Genomic DNA, 16536 nt, shown 5'->3' on the forward strand with positions numbered 1-16536 from the left:
TTGTCGTTAAAAGTATTATAATAAACTTATAAAAATTAAAATATAATCTTCAGGGCGGGGTGAAATTCCCCACCGGCGGTATAGCCCGCGAGTTGCGTGTGCAGCATGATTCAGTGAAATTCTGAAGCCGACAGTAAAGTCTGGATGGGAGAAGATAGAATGGTATGTTTATTAGCCCTGGTATTTTTGCCGGGTTTTTTTATTTTATCCGAATGCCACCAGTACTAATACTCCCATCTTCTTTAACGTGAGAGATAAGCACTGGTACGCACCTGGATAAGTTCTTCCCCTAAAGGATAACGTATTCTAAGTGTTAAAGACACTAAGAATACTGTTAATAAGCTTCAGATGGAAGTAAGTATTTCTCTATAGCAAACTCCGCTTGAATCTAAGAATTACTTGATTATTCACCTAGGAGATTATACTTGATATTTTAGGAGGGTATTTAAAATGAGCAGTAGTAAATTAAACAGATTAGTGAAGGTATCATTGTTAGGTGTAATAGGATTTTTATTTATGTTCATAGAAGTTGCAATTCCTATATTTCCAACATTTTTAAAAATGGATATAAGCGATTTGCCGGCTTTAATTGGAACTTTTGCATTAGGACCTGGTGCTGGGATTGCTATAGAGTTTTTAAAAAATGTACTTCATGGAATATTCAATGGTAAAACTGCATTTGTAGGAGAACTTGCAAACTTTGCAGTAGGATCAGTTTTAGTTTTTACAGCGGGGTATATATATAACAGACATAAGACCAAAAAGGTGGCAGTAATCAGTTTAGGGGTAGCCACTATTGCAATGTCAGTGGTAGCAGGACTTTTGAATTATTTCATATTGCTTCCGCTTTATGAGAGAGCGCTTAATTTTCCTATAAGTGCAATGGTGGACATGGCAGCAAAAATAAACAGCAGCATAACGGATTTGAATACATTTGTATTACTGGCTATTGTTCCATTTAACTTGTTAAAAGGTATAACTCTTACCATTTTAACACTAGTTCTTTACAAGAGTGTTTCACCTCTGCTAAAGCAGGAACATAATAAAATAAAGAACTCTGAAAAAGTAAAAATTTAGCACAAAATGGCAACTAAAAATCTGGGACATGTATCCAGATTTTTTTATTGTATTTTGACTTTATAAAATAGTAATTCTATACGATAATCTATATAATTTTAATTAGGAGACATTTTTAATAAATTATAAAGGGTGATTAAGTTGGCGGGAATATGGAATATAAATAGTGTATATAATATGAATAACAAACAAATATCTGCAAAATTATCTTTTGAAATAGGAGAGAAATTTTCTGCTAAAGTACTGAATTTAAATAAATATACAGGAGAAATACTTTTAAAACTCTTAGATGGATGGAAATTTTCAGCTCAAATAGATAATCCTGAAAATATTGTAGAAAATAAGCTTATAAGGCTTCAGGTAGAGGGATTTGAAAATGAAAAGCTAAAATTAAAAATTGTTACTGCAGAAGAAGAACGGCAAAATCAAAGCAAAGATTCCATAAAACTTTTTATTAAGGAAAATTCCCTTAACTTAAACAGTGAAGATTATGACATTATAGAGAAAATGGTTAAAAGTGAAATACCACTTACTAAGGAAAATATTTCCGATATAAAAACCATGATAGATTTTATAAACAAAATAAAAGAAAATCCTACAGAAGAAGATACATTTATAAAAAATTATTTACTTAGTAAAAATGTAGAATCTGATAGCCAAAAAGGAAATTTTATAAAAGATACCCTTAAAAATTTCTTTAGTGAACTAAAAAATATAAGTAAAGAAGACTTATTTATTCTACTAGAAAATAATATAGAATTAAATGAAGATAATATAAAAAGCTTTAATAAAGTGTTTAAACAGGAGGGTACTATATATAATGAAGTAAAATATTTAGGGGATATTTTGAAAGCTGATGAATTAACTTATAAGAGCATAGAAAATACTGAAAATGCAAAAAAATCTGGTATATATAAAAAACAGCAAGACAATATAGTAGGTAATTTAAATACAGATGGAAAAGTTACTTATGCAGATGGAGAAAAATCAAATACAGATTTAAGACCTAGTATAATGACAGAAAATATAGATAAACCAAATGAATTCTCAGATGAAATAAAAAGTATCAATGGTGAAGATAAATCACAGACTAAAAATAATCAATCGTTAGATATAAATAAAAATATTAGTCCTAAAGATATACAGGAAGAGGAGATTAAAGGGAAATTAGATAATATACTTAACTATTTTGAAAAGGAAAAAGGAACAACGTCTCGAACTTCTAAAGATTTAAATGTGATTGCAGGTAATATGGATGAAATGGTAAATCATATAAAAGAGCAGATAAATATGAAAACAGATGAAATGAAAGATATAATAAGAACATTTTTAGAACAAAATAATGATAGTGAAAATAAATTTTCTAAAAATATAATTTCTCAATTAAATAGCAGCGTAAATGATTTTAAGTTATTTAACACCATATCTAATTCTTATTATTATATGGATTTGCCTATAAATTTAAATGATATGGATTATCAGTGCAAGCTTATGATTAAAGATGATAGAAAAAAAGGGAAAAAAATAGATGCAACTAATGTGAAGATAATAACATCTATAAGTACTGAAAATATGGGAATAGTAGATGCTTATTTGACAGTGAATAATATCAATATGAATATAGATATTAAGTGTAATAAAGAGTGGATAAGCTTCATGAAACAGGGATATAAAACAATACTAGAGAGTTTATCAAACATAGGGTATAATATAGATATTGCATTTCATGAAAAAAAAGAAGAGATGAACATATCTACCTGTAGAGAATTTTTTGATGATAATGACATAGGGATGTTAAATACCAGAGCTTGATTGTGATAGCTAAAAAACATCTGAGAATTAAATAAGGGGAATATTATGAAAAAGAGAAAAAAGGCAGTAGCTTTAAAGTATGAACAAACTTATGAAGCACCTATGGTTACTGCCGCAGGTATTGGACAAATAGCGGATAACATATTAAATAAAGCCAGGGAAAGCAATGTACCTATAGTTTATGACCAGGAACTGACTAATCTTTTGAGTAATGTGGATATAGGAAATAGTATACCTATTGAACTATATGATGCAGTGGCAAAAGTGATAGCCTATGTAGTAGATGTAGACGAAAATATAAGTAGAAGGTGATTGTGTGGCGTTATTTGCAATATCAGATTTACACTTGGATATAACTGGAAATAAACCAATGAATATCTTTGGACATAATTGGATTGATCATGATAAGAAAATAAAAAAAAATTGGATTGATAAAATAACCTGTGAGGATACAATACTTGTGGCAGGAGATATATCCTGGTCTATGAATATAAAATCAGGTTTTGGCGATTTAGAGTGGATTCATAACTTGCCTGGAAGAAAGATTATGGTAAAGGGCAATCATGATTATTGGTGGAGCAGCATTACTAAATTAAATGGTTTATATAGGGATATGGATTTTATACAAAATAATTTTTTTGTATATAAAGATTATGCCATATGTGGTACTAGAGGATGGCTTTGTCCAGGAAGTGAAAATTTTTCAACCCATGATGATAAAATATATAATAGAGAGCTTTTGAGAATAAAAAATTCTTTAAATTCCGCAGTGAAAGCTGGATATGACAAATTTATAGTGATGATTCACTATCCCCCTATAGGAGAAAAATTCATGCATTCTGATTTTAGGTGTATATTTGAAAAGTATAGTGTAGAAAAAGTTATATATGGACACCTTCATGGAGAATCTCTCTCAAAGTCAGTAAAAGGATTTATAAATGGAGTAGAATACATAGTAACTTCTGCAGATTATATAGATTTTAATCCAATAAGAATAATGTGAAATAGATTACAGGTTATGCTACAAGTTAAAATATTTTCAAAAATAAAGTAATTTGCACTTAACCTGTAAGATTTAAGTATTATTTGTGAAATTTAGAAAAAATATTTTGTTTTTTATTATCTTTTAAATTATCTTCAGAGTTTGTATCATCTAAATTGGTTTTTATCAAATCTTTTTGATCACGAGCCATATTTTTAATTTTTTGTGATGCTGTAGGAGCGGTTATTACTTGTCCAAACCATATTAAAGATTCGTCTTCTTTATCAGTACGTCTGCATAGTTCACCTATAAGGTACATAGTAGTAAATCTATCCATACCGCATATAGGGAAACTCTCATTATAGTAGGCGTTTTTGAAATTTTCCAGAGCATGATTTAAATAATCCAGTTCACTTTTTTTATCTTCTTTTAATCGGAACATCCATGCTAGTTTTAGCAGGTTAATTGCTTTTTTGCTAGATCTGACTTTGATGATATCATAATTTAAAAGAGATAGTTTGTACCTTTGTATTGCTAAATTTAGATTATATACTTCAGGATAATGTTTACTATGCCATTTTGGTAAAATTTCAGTTCTTATTATATTTGCATCATAGTCACTTAAATTTTCAAAATCACTTTTTATAGATGCATAACCGCATCTATCACATACCCATACATCATAAAAATATGGATTTATAATTAAATATCGTATAAAAAAATCAGAGTCTTTTTTTAATATTCTATATGAGGATTTTTTTATAGCCTTAGCATTAAATACTGTACTACAAACGGGACAAGTTATTTTTTTATTATAAAGCATTAGTTTTTGCTTATCTTCATCATATAGTTGGCTTTTATTCTCTGAAGTGTTTGAAGTTGAAAATGTGTTATCAAGCATGTCTGTATCACCTCCACTAGTTAGTATAATTATTATATCAAAGATATGGATTAAAATCATATATTTTTGATATATTTGGTATAATGATATTATACATAGTTGTCTGTTGGAGGTGAATTTATAATGGCTATAGGGGAATGGAAAACATTCTTAATACCATATGACCAAGCTGTAGAAGAATTGAAAGTAAAATTTAAAAGTATACGAAAAGAATATAGAAGAAAAAATGAATATTCGCCAATAGAATTTGTTACAGGTAGGGTGAAAGAGATATCTAGTATATTAGAGAAAGCTAATAAATTTAATATACCGCTTGATAGGATTAGATATGAAATAGAAGATATAGCGGGCATAAGAATCATGTGTCAGTTTGTAGATGATATAGAGAAAGTAGTTCAAATAGTGAGGAATAGAAAAGATATGAATATAATGTATGAAAAAGATTATATAGATAATGTAAAAGAAAGCGGTTATAGAAGCTATCATGTAATAATTAAGTATCCCGTTAATATGGCAGGGGGTGAAATGGAAATATTAGCCGAATTCCAGATAAGAACACTTGCTATGAATTTTTGGGCCACCATAGAACATTCTTTAAATTATAAATATAAACAAGATATACCAGATCACATTAAATTGAAACTTAAAAATGCCGCAGATGCTGCATTTCAGCTGGATGAACAGATGCTTGAAATTAAAGATGAAATAAAAGATGCCCAAAAATTATTTGAAGTAAAATCAAATTTAATCTCTGATATAATGAATAACATATTGACTTTGTCATCTATGGGCAAGCTAGTTGAAGCAACCCGGTATCAAGGGCAGTTAAATAAATTAATTGAAGAGGGAGAAGTATTTGAGTTGGTAAATCTGTTAAGAGCTACAGAAAAACTACTTAAAATTTATAAACAATAGTAATAAAAAACCACCAGTTAACTGGTGGTTAAGGTTTAACTACTATATTTACAAGCCTTCCTTTTACTACTATAACCTTTTTTATGTTTTTTCCCTCTAATAGAGATTTAATATGGTCATTGGATATAGATAATTCTTTTATTTCCTCATCACTTAAATTTGTAGGTATATTTATTTTGGCTTTGATTTTACCGTTTATTTGAATAGCTATTTCTACCTCATCTTTTACTAAAGCTTTAGGGTCAAATTCAGGCCATTTTTCATTAAATATAGAATATTTTTGTCCTAGTACCTCCCATTGTTCTTCCGCAAAATGAGGTGCAAAAGGAGCTATTATTTTTATAAAATCAAGTATAGCATCTCTTAAAAGAGATATATTTTTAGCATCTTCCTGCATATACTTATAAAGTGAATTTGTAAATTCCATAATTCTGGCAATAGCTGTGTTAAATTGAAACTTGCCCGCATCTTCTGATACGGATTTTATTGAATAATTCCTTGAATAATTCAATTCTTTTTCTGCAGTATCCATTGAATTTTTAAAGTTTCCATCACTATTTATAAGTTCTTTTATATTTCCTACAATTCTTTCAATTCTATCTACAAATTTACTCATGGATTTAATACCGTCGTCGTTCCAGGCACCACCTTCAGCGTAGTCAAATCCGAACATTAAGTACATTCTAAATACATCTGAACCATATTTTTGTATACAGTCATCTGGAGATATGGTGTTGCCTTTTGACTTGCTCATTTTTTGACCATCAGGTCCAAGTATTAGTCCTTGATGTCTTAAAGATAGAAAAGGTTCATCAAAATTTAAAAACCCCATATCTCTAAGTGCTTTAGTAATAAACCTGGCATATAAAAGGTGCATACATGCATGTTCAGGACCACCTACATACATATCTACAGGAAGGAGTTTATTTATTTTATCTTTATCAAAGGCTTTTTCTGTATTTTTATTATCAGCATATCTTAAATAATACCAGGAAGAACACACAAAGGTATCTAATGTATCAGCTTCTCTTTTGGCAGACTGGCCGCAAATAGGGCATGTAGTATTCATAAACTCTTCTGATTTTAGAAGAGGAGATTTTCCATCAGGAGAAAATTGTACGTTATAAGGAAGTTCAACTGGTAAATCACTTTCTGGTACTGGCACTGTACCACATTTTTTACAGTATATTATAGGTATAGGTGTTCCCCAGTATCTTTGTCTTGATACAAGCCAATCCCTTAATCTATAATTTGTTTTTCCAGAACCCAATCCTATACTTTCTAATTCCTTGGTTACAGCTTCTTTACCTTCTGGAGTATATAATCCATTAAATTTATCACTATTTATCATATTACCATATTCTACATAGGGTAGGGAAGAACCCCCTTCTATAACCCTTTCAATGGGTAATTTATATTTTGTGGCAAATTCAAAATCCCTTTCGTCATGGGCAGGAACTGCCATCACAGCACCTGTACCATAGGTGTTTAACACATAATCTCCTATCCATATAGGTACTTTTCTTCCGTTTATAGGATTTATAGCGTAGGAACCCGTAAATACACCTGTTTTTTCTCTGGTAATTGATTGTCTTTCAATGTCAGTTTGTTTTTTAGCAGCTTCTCTATATTTTTCAATTTGGTCTTTATATTCTTCTTTAGTAACACTATCCACTAAATCATTTTCAGGGGATATAACTACATAGGTAACACCAAACAAGGTATCCACTCGAGTGGTAAATACATTAAATTTTATATTGGAATCTAATACTTTAAAAGTTACATCTGTACCTGTGGATTTACCTATCCAGTGTCTTTGCATAGCTTTTGTTTTTTCAGGCCAATCTATATTGTCAAGATCCCTAAGCAATTCTTCAGTATAGTCTGTGATCTTAAAAAACCATTGTGTTAAATCCTTTTTTGTAACTTCTGTACCACAACGTTCACATTCACCTTCTTTTACTTGTTCATTGGCGAGTACTGTATTACAGCTGGGACACCAGTTTACAGGAGCATTTTTTCTATAGGCTAAACCGTGTTTATACAATTGAAGAAATAGCCATTGATTCCATTTATAGTAATCAGAACGACAGGTGACTACCTCGTTTTCCCAATTGAACATAGCTCCCATGGATTTAAGCTGTTTTTCCATGGTATCAATATTCTTTTCAGTAGAATCTTTTGGATGGATTCCAGTTTTTATAGCATAGTTTTCAGCAGGAAGACCAAAAGCATCAAATCCCATTGGTTGGAACACATTATATCCTTGCATTCTTTTCATTCTGGCCCAGGAATCTACAGGGGCATAGTTGAACCAATGACCTGCATGAAGATTACTGCCAGAAGGATAAGAGAACATCTCTAAAGTATATAATTTTTTATCTAAATTTTTTTCATCAAAGGTATAAATATTTGTTTGGTCCCATTTCTGTTGCCATTTTTTATCTGTTTTAGTACTGTACATAATATCTTCTCCTTTTACTTATGTTTTTGTGGATTAAAGAGATTTGATCAAGTGATTCTTGGATTCAGATGGAGTTTGTTTATAAGGAGTGCTTTCCTCCGTCTGAATCTTAGAAGAACTTATCCAGGCGCGTAACAGTGGTTATCTCCTACTGTGAAAAAATGAAAGTATTAGCTAATTGCGCGTTCGAATGAATTACATCAGATAAGAAACAGTAGCTTTTGAATAATCTTGATTTAGACTTCCACATTTTTTTATTTCAGTATAGTTTTAGAATATAAAAAAGCTTTTCATCTCTTAGGACTATAAGAGACGAAAAGACTACTTTCCGCGGTACCACTCTAATTAAATCAATAAAATTGATTTCACTCAAAATAAATAACGGTTTCTACCGTATCTGATTTTTTCAGATAAAGCTCTTAAGGTGAGTTCATATTCTATTCACGCTGTTTTTCACCCTGCAACAGTTCTCTTTGGTGATATAAATACTACTATTCCTTCTTCAAAGCTAAGTATTGAATTATTTTACATTTTATAATAGTAATTGACTTTTTGTCAAGAGCTGCCCTTAAATAAAGTAAATTATAATTTTAAAATTATTTTAAAAGAGAACCCGTAAAACAAGAGTTCTCTTTGGCTGCCCATGCTGGATTCGAACCAACAGATGCCTGTTCCAGAGACAGGTGCCTTACCATTTGGCGAATGGGCAATATTATGTGAATCTCAACACTAAATATTATATCATCATAAATTTATATGTCAATAGTTTCATTTTAATAAAGCACATTTATTTTAGGGCCTTTAGTATATATTTATTAGTATAATTTATAAACAATGTTAATAGATAATCATATATTAAAAATATTATTTGTATTCCTATTATAATTAAGTATAAATTAAACTTTATTTTTAAAAGTCCAGGAAAAAATAAGCTGTATAATAAGAATAATACTAATAAACAAAAATTGAAAAATAAAAGTTTTAATATAATTTCAACAGGTAGTTTTTTGAGTTTTTCTATGTGGTATTTAACCAGTCCGTAAAGACCGAAAAATGCCACATAAGATAATACTGTTGATTTTAATCCACATATTAAAAGGGACAACAAGGCAGTTGAAATATAAATTATAAAAGCGGTTTTTTTGTTTGTAATTATGACAGCTAAAGGTATGACAAATGAAGATAGGGCCAGTAAATAAGTTTTGTTTAAAGGAACTATTCCGCTTAAGTACACTAAAACAACGCCTATGGTAGTTAACAGGCCGCCCTTGGCAATATAAGAGGTATTACTGGAAATTTGAACCATATAGGACTCATCCTTTCTTTAAATATTAACAGCCTCCACAATCCCCACAATCACACAGACAGTCAAGACAATATAAGGTAGCACAAATATTGCATATATCATCTCTTTTTCTAGTATCGTAATAAGGCTGTCTATAGGAATTATTCATTCCTCTAAGCTTGTTAAGGGCATTTTGATATTTAAAATTATTGGGATCAAGACTACAAGCAGTAGTTAAATTATTATAAGCATCATTATACCAGGCTCTTCTCATATTTAAAATTCCCATAAGGTAATGCCACTGGGCATCTCTTGTCTTAATTCCCACAAGTACTGATTCTGCATTTCTAATATTACCATTATAAATATCATTTTCTACAGATTGATAAATTGAGGAGTTAGAGCCGTTGTAAGTATTATCACTCCTACTATTATATGTACCTTTTGATGGGTTCTTCATTAAATAATCGTAAGCCTCATTTATTTCTCTCATTTTATCTTCGGCTAAATCTCTAAGTGGATTATTGCCATATTGATCAGGATGATATCTTTTTGCCAGAGTTCTATAGGCTTTTTTTATTTCCTCTTGTGAAGCATTTTCATTTATTTCTAGTATTTCATATGGATTTTTCATTTTTGTAAACACCCCTTTTAAATACTCTATCCATTTTATCTAAAAGTCCATATTGTAGTATATTATAAATTAATTCTTTATTTTTTTTTATAGGAAGCTTGTTAAAAATATTTGTGCATTGTGCTGCACAAGTTCCTAAAATAAAATCTATTCTAGGTATTATTTCTATTATGAAATTTTCATAACAAAGATTTTTATCATTAAAGCAGATATTTATGGCATTAAATTTATTTTTCTGCATATCTTTTTTTAAGTCATCCAATGCGTCTATAATATATATCCATTTTCCTAGATTATATCCAAGTAAATACAAGTCTTTCCTGGCAGCGTTACAATTATTATAAGATTTTAGTATAAATCCTGTAAGGTCTCCAAAAGGGTGGCATAAAACATCTATAGATATATTTTGGGAACTTTTTTCTAATGCATATAAATTTTCAAGCTTATTTTTTATATTTTCAAAAATGTTTTTAAAGTTATCAGGCATATTACTTAAATATCTTTTTAAGCATAAATACATTATTCTGCTCTTTAAAGAATTATCATCATAAACATCATCTAAAACTTTAAAATAGCTTAGAGATATATTACAAAAAGCTGCATATTTTAAAGGAGCGTTATCTTTTAAAATAATTTTTTTATTTGCAGGATGGAATAAGCATCGTTTTTTCATATAAATTTGATTGTCACATTCTAATGAGTCCAAAAGTAAAGCTAAAAAAGTCATATCATAGTTCAAAGAAATTCTAGGTATATTTCCTATATTATTTTTTATAGATATACATAATCCACAATAATAGGCTTTGAATTTTTCATAATCTTTTATTTTAAGTTCCATTTTACAAGGGGTTACATAACCAAACATATAATTTTCCTATCTTTTTTTATTTTTATCCAATATTTGATATATAGTTTCTGAGGTAGTGTCTTCTAAAGAATAACCAAGTAAATTTACTATTTCATGAAACTCCTGGTCATTTGTCGATTCTATTTCTAAATAGGGAAATGGACAGAAAGCTCTTTCATTTATATCTATTTCAATTAAACTATGTTTGTATTTATAACTTTCTCTATATTTTTTTATAGATTGTAATAATTTTAATCCTAATGATTGAAGAATTTTTTTGCCTGCTTCCATATTTAATATTTCTGTTTCATTTTCTTCCATTATTTTATATTTTCCCTGACTCAAAAGTTTTTTAGTAGTCATATAATAATGAGTAGAATTATGTATTAGATCTTCTACAACTCTTATTCTAGCATACCCTTTATTTTTTATTAAGAATCCATCTTCAAAATCATATATGTCATTTATCTGATTTTCCATTTTAACTTTTAAAGCATTAACCTTTTTTAGTTTATTTCTTATATTCTTAGGATCTATTCGTATTATCCGTGTTTCATATTCCTTCATAAAATTTCACTCCATTTATAAAACCACTTATTTTGCATTATACCATAAAAGTGAGTTAGCATAATTAATTTAATAAAATAAAATTGTTAAAAGATATATTACTTATATATTGAACTGAATAAAAATAAAGGACTTTCCTGAATTTAGGAAAGTCCTTTAATATAATTTTTATCCGAATGCGGTAATTAGCTAATACTCCTATTTTCTTCAAAGTGGGAGATAAGCGTAGCTAACACATCTAGATAAGTTCTTCTAAGGAATTAGCTGATCCTAAAACATTATCTATTTTATCTTCAACAACTTTTTGAATAGCATCTCTTCCAGCACCTAAATATTTTCTTGGATCGAAAACCTTTGGACTATCTCCAAAAGTTTTTCTTATAGCAGCAGTCATGCTCAACCTAAGGTCTGTATCCATATTTATTTTACATACAGCCATACTAGAAGCTTTTCTAAGCATATCTATAGGGATTCCTTTGGCATCAGCTATGTTTCCGCCATATTTATTACAAGTTTCCACGGCTTTAGGATCTACAGCTGAAGCTCCATGGAGAACAATGGGAAAGTTTGGAAGGTTTTCCTGTATTTTTTCTAATATATCAAATCTTAATTTAGGTTTGAAGTTTGGAGGGAACTTAAAAGCTCCGTGGGATGTTCCTATGGCTATAGCTAGAGAATCTACACCCGTTCTATTTACAAAGTCTACAGCTTGTTCTGGATCCGTATATATATGATCTGAAGCAGATACTTCATCTTCAATTCCTGCAAGTACACCAAGTTCTGCTTCTACTACTACCCCGTGAGAATGAGAATAGTCTACTACTTGTTTGGTTTGAGATACGTTGTCTTCATAGTCTAAATGTGAACCGTCAAACATAACAGAGGTAAAGCCTGTTTCTATACATAATTTTACAGTTTCAAAATCTGGACCATGATCTAAATGGAGGGCAATATCTATTCCAGTATCCTCTACAGCAGCATCTACCATAGCTTTTAAGTATTTTGGTCCTGCATATTTCATTGCACTTGCTGAACATTGCAGAATAACAGCAGAATTTTTAGCTTTAGCTCCATTTACCACCCCTTGAATTATTTCCATATTGTTGATGTTAAATGCACCTATTGAGTAATGTCTTTTGTAAGCCTTTTCAAACATTTTTTTAGTAGTAACTAATGCCATTTCTTATTTCACCCTTTCAATAATAAAATATTTTTAGGTATCTGAGAATAAATAATAATTGCAGGATAATAAATCTATTTTAAAATATTATTATGTAAAATAGATTCCCATATCAACTATTTATTTGTTTCAAGATGCCTTTTTTAAAATATATATATTTAATGTTATTTTAAATGCCAATACTATTAACAATCAATTTCCATTATACATTAATATTTAGTATTTTCCATAATCTAATTTTTAAAATTTTTTTAATTTAATATTCATGGTTATTATGATATTAAGTATATGCTATATCTTTAACAATATACTATAAATATATAATATATACATTTATAGTATATCATAAATAATTTATTTTTACTATAATATTCAATATAATGCATTTATCTGAAGACAGCAATTATCTGACACCTCCATCTTCTTCAAAGCGGGGGTGATTACTGCCGCGCTTCTGGGTAAGTTCTTCTGAGGTTAAGATGGGGAGAAAAGCATTCTTATGAGTAAAATTCTACCTGAACCCAAGAATCACTTGATTAGAATAAATTTTCTATATTTAATTGTTGAATATGAAGTATGCTGTAAATTGAATTTTTTATTATATCTATGGATATTAAGGCTTCTTCCTTGTTTTTATATGTTATATGATGAAGAAGTTTCCACAGCTCATTATTAATGTCATCAATTTCATGATGGTTTGAAAAGATAGATAACTTTGATGAATATTTTTTCCATTCTGCCATAAGATGTTCAGAATTTTTATAAGATTCCTCCCAGTCATTTGCTTGAATAGCTTGCTCTATTTTAACATTTAAATTTTGTAATTTTATACAGGTGTTATTTAAATATTTTATTGAGAATATTATAGAAAATAGCATTAAAATAAATATGGAGAAAGATATTATTGTATTTTTCATTTAATCACATCCTAGCTACTTTTTTCTTTTAATTGATAATAAAACTTTCCCTTTGAATCTAGAAGAGCTATTAATATATCCTTTGTAGAAGATATACTATTTTTTTTCAGCATATTATATAGCCAATCTTCAGTTTTGTTTGCCTTGATCAAATTTTTTAAATTTATTTTTCCATCTAATACTAGGGTTATAGGTAAAGTATCCTGAGTAGATTTTATTTTTAGGTCTGCTCTGGTTACAGGGGTAGATTCTGTTTTAGGTATAACTGAGAGTTGTCCGCTGGTTTCCAGTATTGCATATTCCACATCAGCTAAATTATAATATCCTTGCATTCTCAATTCTTCTATTAAATCATTCATATTAAATTTTTCGTTTTTTAATTCTTTTAAGTTTAACTTACCTTTCTCAATTAATATACTGGGTTTTCCACTAAAAATTAATCTCATTTTTTCACTTTTTAACTGGCATAAGCCCATTAAAGTTTGTAGCATTAAGAGTGTTATTATAGGTATTATGCCATGAGTTATGGACACCCTGGTATCTTGCATTGGAAGAGAGGCCAATTCTGATATCATTATTGCTATAGATAGTTCAAAAGGCTCCATTTCACCTATTTGTTTTTTACCCATAAGCCGCATAGATATAACTACCAGTAAATATAAGATAATAGTTCTAAAAAGTATTGTAAACATAAAGTATCACCCTCTAAAATTTTATAGTTAATTATATTTTTACATTTAATATAGAAAATTATAAGTAAAATTAACACAATTATAATTAAATATGAAGTATAATATATTACTAAGGGAGTTGAAGTTTATATGGATAATAAGGATATTCAATTAAAAGATAAGTGTATCAAACCCTTTTTACACAGGGAATGGGAAGAGATGATATGTTAAAATTAAAATTAAATGGTAAAGATATATCAGTTCCATTTGGAACTAGTCTATATAAAATATTTAAAGATAATTATGATATTTGTCATATACCTATAGTATTAGCTAAAGTAAATGGAAAATATTACGAATTTACCAATTCCTTGAAGGAATCTGGGATATTTGAAACTGTGGATATAAAGGATCCATTGGGTAACAAGACCTACATAAGGACACTTCAGTTTGTACTTATTAAGGCTGTATACGATTTATTCCCAAGGGCTAAGGTAATTATAGAACATTCATTAAGTAAAGGTATATTTGGAGAGATTCATAAAAGCACACCGCTTTCTAGGGAAGATATAAAACTTATAAAGAGTAAAATGAATGAAATAATAAGAAAAGATATATGTATAAGAAAAATAGAGATAAAAAAAGAGGAAGCTATAGAAATTTTTAAGAGCTATAACATGGAAGATAAAATAATGCTTTTAAATCACATAAATGCAGAAAAAGTAAAATTATATGAATTGGATGGAAGGTATGATTATTTTTATGGCTCCATGGCATTTTCTACAGGGATATTAAAACTATATGATATTATGTATTATGAGCCAGGATTTATACTTAGATATCCTGTAGAATCAGATCCCTATAATCTACCTGAATTTTTGGAATATAAAAAATTGAGTAATATATTTTATGAAACAAAGCAGTGGGATAATATACTAGATGTAGGGAATGTAGGTTCCCTAAATGATAAAGTAGAAAGCAACGAAATTGTAGATATGATAAGAGTAGCTGAGGCACTTCACGAGAAAAAAATTGCATATATAGCAGATATGGTATCTGCAAGAAAAGAGGTAAAAGTTGTATTAATTGCAGGTCCAAGTTCTTCGGGAAAAACTACTTTTGCAAAAAGGCTTTCAATACAATTAAGAGTAAATGGAATTAAGCCAGTTCCAATTTCCTTGGATGATTATTTTGTAGATAGGGAGCATACACCCAGAGATGAAAATGGAAATTATGATTTTGAATCTATATATTCTCTAGACTTGAAACTCTTTAATAAACATCTAGAATTTCTCTTGAAGGGAGAAGAAATTGAAATTCCTTCTTTTAATTTCAAGAAAGGTGCGAGGGTATGGAATGGCAAGCGAGTGAGGCTTCCACAAAATGGAGTGATTATAATTGAAGGAATACATGGGCTAAATGAAATATTAACTTCTTCAATAGCAGCAAAAAACAAGTTTAAAATATATATAAGTGCTCTTACACAATTAAATGTGGACAATCACAATAGGATAGCTACTACGGATGTGAGAATAATAAGAAGAATAGTTAGAGATTCTTTTTATAGATCATTTAGTGGAGAAGATACTTTGAAGATGTGGCCTTCTATAAGAAGAGGAGAAGAAAAAAATATATTTGTGTTTCAGGAAAATGCGGATGTTATGTTTAATTCTACACTAGTATATGAACTCTGTGTCCTAAAAAATTATGCACTGGAAGAATTAATAAAAATAAACAGTTCCAGTCCTGTATATTATGAAGCATTGAGACTTAAAAGCTTTTTGCACTTTTTTAAACCTGTAGATTTAAAATTTGTTCCTGATAATTCCATTTTAAGAGAATTTATAGGAGGCAGTTGTTTTTATAGTTAATAATGTATAATTTATAGTAACAATTAGTTCATATTGTGGTATAATTTGAGTAGGTACTTTGTGGAATTAAATTATAAAATAAATGCATTTTTATAGTTGTGTGGGTTGCAATATGTTATATGTTATAAATTAAATGAATAAATACAATTCGTAATTTCATAAAAAATTCTAAACGAAAAAGTGCTACTAAAGAATACTGCTTTAGAGTATTTTTAAATATAATATTTATGTTTATGCAAAAATATATGAATTTTAATATATAAATTGTATGTTGTGATTGCATGTAAATAACAAATATATTGACTTTTAAGAATATGTGTATTATACTTATAATAAGATAATGGGTACTTTATAATATGTTTTTATAAAATTCAAAAGATGTTTTTTGCAAGGTGTTGTTATTATTTTAACAA

At 28.9% G+C, this 16536-nt stretch carries 14 protein-coding genes, 1 tRNA gene, 1 riboswitch and 1 other annotated feature; of the genes, 6 read left to right on the forward strand and 9 right to left on the reverse strand.

Going from position 1 to position 16536, the window contains the following annotated elements; all coding sequences use genetic code 11:
• Positions 1-41 precede the first annotated feature (41 nt).
• Positions 42-160: riboswitch (FMN riboswitch) on the forward strand.
• Between the two features lie 290 nt (positions 161-450).
• The 4 genes from AB3K27_RS02100 (at position 451) to AB3K27_RS02115 (ending at position 3892) form a co-directional block, all read left to right on the forward strand.
• Positions 451-1077 carry an ECF transporter S component gene (locus AB3K27_RS02100; RefSeq protein ID WP_368489609.1) on the forward strand — a complete coding sequence of 209 codons (627 nt, stop codon included), beginning with the start codon at positions 451-453 and terminating at the stop codon, positions 1075-1077.
• A gap of 177 nt (positions 1078-1254) precedes the next feature.
• Complete coding sequence (locus tag AB3K27_RS02105; RefSeq protein WP_368489610.1) at positions 1255-2889, forward strand: hypothetical protein; 1635 nt, start codon at positions 1255-1257, stop codon at positions 2887-2889.
• Between the two features lie 45 nt (positions 2890-2934).
• A complete protein-coding gene (locus AB3K27_RS02110; protein ID WP_368489611.1) occupies positions 2935-3201 on the forward strand; it encodes an EscU/YscU/HrcU family type III secretion system export apparatus switch protein in 267 nt (88 codons plus the stop codon).
• A 4-nt stretch (positions 3202-3205) separates the two neighbouring features.
• Positions 3206-3892: a metallophosphoesterase gene (locus AB3K27_RS02115; RefSeq protein ID WP_368489612.1), complete on the forward strand. Its 687-nt coding sequence runs from the start codon at positions 3206-3208 to the stop codon at positions 3890-3892.
• 79 nt (positions 3893-3971) lie between these two features.
• On the opposite strand, the gene AB3K27_RS02120 is transcribed toward AB3K27_RS02115, so the two are convergent.
• A complete protein-coding gene (locus tag AB3K27_RS02120; RefSeq protein WP_368489613.1) occupies positions 3972-4772 on the reverse strand; it encodes a DUF2225 domain-containing protein in 801 nt (266 codons plus the stop codon).
• 123 nt (positions 4773-4895) lie between these two features.
• Here AB3K27_RS02120 and AB3K27_RS02125 point away from each other — a divergent pair, with 123 nt between their 5' ends.
• On the forward strand, positions 4896-5687 hold the full coding sequence (locus tag AB3K27_RS02125; RefSeq protein WP_368489614.1) for a GTP pyrophosphokinase family protein: 792 nt from the start codon (positions 4896-4898) through the stop codon (positions 5685-5687).
• A gap of 28 nt (positions 5688-5715) precedes the next feature.
• On the opposite strand, the gene leuS is transcribed toward AB3K27_RS02125, so the two are convergent.
• The 8 genes from leuS to AB3K27_RS02165 all read right to left on the reverse strand — a co-directional run bounded on the left by leuS (position 5716) and on the right by AB3K27_RS02165 (position 14273).
• The gene (gene leuS, locus AB3K27_RS02130; protein ID WP_368489615.1) at positions 5716-8151 is read right to left on the reverse strand and encodes a leucine--tRNA ligase; all 2436 of its coding nucleotides are present in this window, start codon (positions 8149-8151) and stop codon (positions 5716-5718) included.
• A 305-nt stretch (positions 8152-8456) separates the two neighbouring features.
• Positions 8457-8666 (reverse strand) — a binding site (T-box leader).
• 119 nt (positions 8667-8785) lie between these two features.
• Positions 8786-8860: transfer RNA gene (locus tag AB3K27_RS02135), tRNA-Gln, on the reverse strand.
• Positions 8861-9482: 622 nt separating this feature from the next.
• On the reverse strand, positions 9483-10070 hold the full coding sequence (locus AB3K27_RS02140; RefSeq protein WP_368489616.1) for a J domain-containing protein: 588 nt from the start codon (positions 10068-10070) through the stop codon (positions 9483-9485).
• A complete protein-coding gene (locus AB3K27_RS02145; RefSeq protein ID WP_368489617.1) occupies positions 10054-10935 on the reverse strand; it encodes a DUF5685 family protein in 882 nt (293 codons plus the stop codon). Before AB3K27_RS02145 ends, AB3K27_RS02140 begins: the two co-directional genes overlap by 17 nt.
• Before the next feature lie 9 nt (positions 10936-10944).
• Entirely contained in the window at positions 10945-11484 is a 540-nt protein-coding gene (locus tag AB3K27_RS02150) for a class IV adenylate cyclase (protein WP_368489618.1), read from the reverse strand.
• 238 nt (positions 11485-11722) lie between these two features.
• Entirely contained in the window at positions 11723-12664 is a 942-nt protein-coding gene (gene fba, locus AB3K27_RS02155; protein ID WP_368489619.1) for a class II fructose-1,6-bisphosphate aldolase, read from the reverse strand.
• Between the two features lie 536 nt (positions 12665-13200).
• Positions 13201-13581, reverse strand: coding sequence for a DUF4363 family protein (locus AB3K27_RS02160; RefSeq protein WP_368489620.1), 381 nt, complete (start codon positions 13579-13581; stop codon positions 13201-13203).
• 11 nt (positions 13582-13592) lie between these two features.
• Entirely contained in the window at positions 13593-14273 is a 681-nt protein-coding gene (locus AB3K27_RS02165) for a DUF421 domain-containing protein (protein WP_368489621.1), read from the reverse strand.
• A gap of 203 nt (positions 14274-14476) precedes the next feature.
• On the opposite strand from AB3K27_RS02165, the gene AB3K27_RS02170 reads away from it, so the two are divergent.
• Positions 14477-16123, forward strand: coding sequence for a nucleoside kinase (locus tag AB3K27_RS02170; protein WP_368489622.1), 1647 nt, complete (start codon positions 14477-14479; stop codon positions 16121-16123).
• Positions 16124-16536 lie beyond the last annotated feature (413 nt).

It is taken from the genome of Clostridium sp. BJN0013, from assembly GCF_040939125.1.
Taxonomy (GTDB): domain Bacteria; phylum Bacillota; class Clostridia; order Clostridiales; family Clostridiaceae; genus Clostridium_B.

Bases quoted from the DNA above. Each gene is read 5' to 3' on its own strand.
- AB3K27_RS02105 (WP_368489610.1), top strand. From the start codon at position 1,255: ATGAATAACAAACAAATATCTGCAAAATTATCTTTTGAAATAGGAGAG.
- AB3K27_RS02110 (WP_368489611.1), top strand. From the start codon at position 2,935: ATGAAAAAGAGAAAAAAGGCAGTAGCTTTAAAGTATGAACAAACTTAT.
- fba (WP_368489619.1), bottom strand. From the start codon at position 12,664: ATGGCATTAGTTACTACTAAAAAAATGTTTGAAAAGGCTTACAAAAGA.
- AB3K27_RS02160 (WP_368489620.1), bottom strand. From the start codon at position 13,581: ATGAAAAATACAATAATATCTTTCTCCATATTTATTTTAATGCTATTT.
- AB3K27_RS02140 (WP_368489616.1), bottom strand. From the start codon at position 10,070: ATGAAAAATCCATATGAAATACTAGAAATAAATGAAAATGCTTCACAA.
- AB3K27_RS02125 (WP_368489614.1), top strand. From the start codon at position 4,896: ATGGCTATAGGGGAATGGAAAACATTCTTAATACCATATGACCAAGCT.
- AB3K27_RS02165 (WP_368489621.1), bottom strand. From the start codon at position 14,273: ATGTTTACAATACTTTTTAGAACTATTATCTTATATTTACTGGTAGTT.
- AB3K27_RS02150 (WP_368489618.1), bottom strand. From the start codon at position 11,484: ATGAAGGAATATGAAACACGGATAATACGAATAGATCCTAAGAATATA.
- AB3K27_RS02100 (WP_368489609.1), top strand. From the start codon at position 451: ATGAGCAGTAGTAAATTAAACAGATTAGTGAAGGTATCATTGTTAGGT.
- AB3K27_RS02120 (WP_368489613.1), bottom strand. From the start codon at position 4,772: ATGCTTGATAACACATTTTCAACTTCAAACACTTCAGAGAATAAAAGC.
- AB3K27_RS02145 (WP_368489617.1), bottom strand. From the start codon at position 10,935: ATGTTTGGTTATGTAACCCCTTGTAAAATGGAACTTAAAATAAAAGAT.
- leuS (WP_368489615.1), bottom strand. From the start codon at position 8,151: ATGTACAGTACTAAAACAGATAAAAAATGGCAACAGAAATGGGACCAA.
- AB3K27_RS02170 (WP_368489622.1), top strand. From the start codon at position 14,477: ATGTTAAAATTAAAATTAAATGGTAAAGATATATCAGTTCCATTTGGA.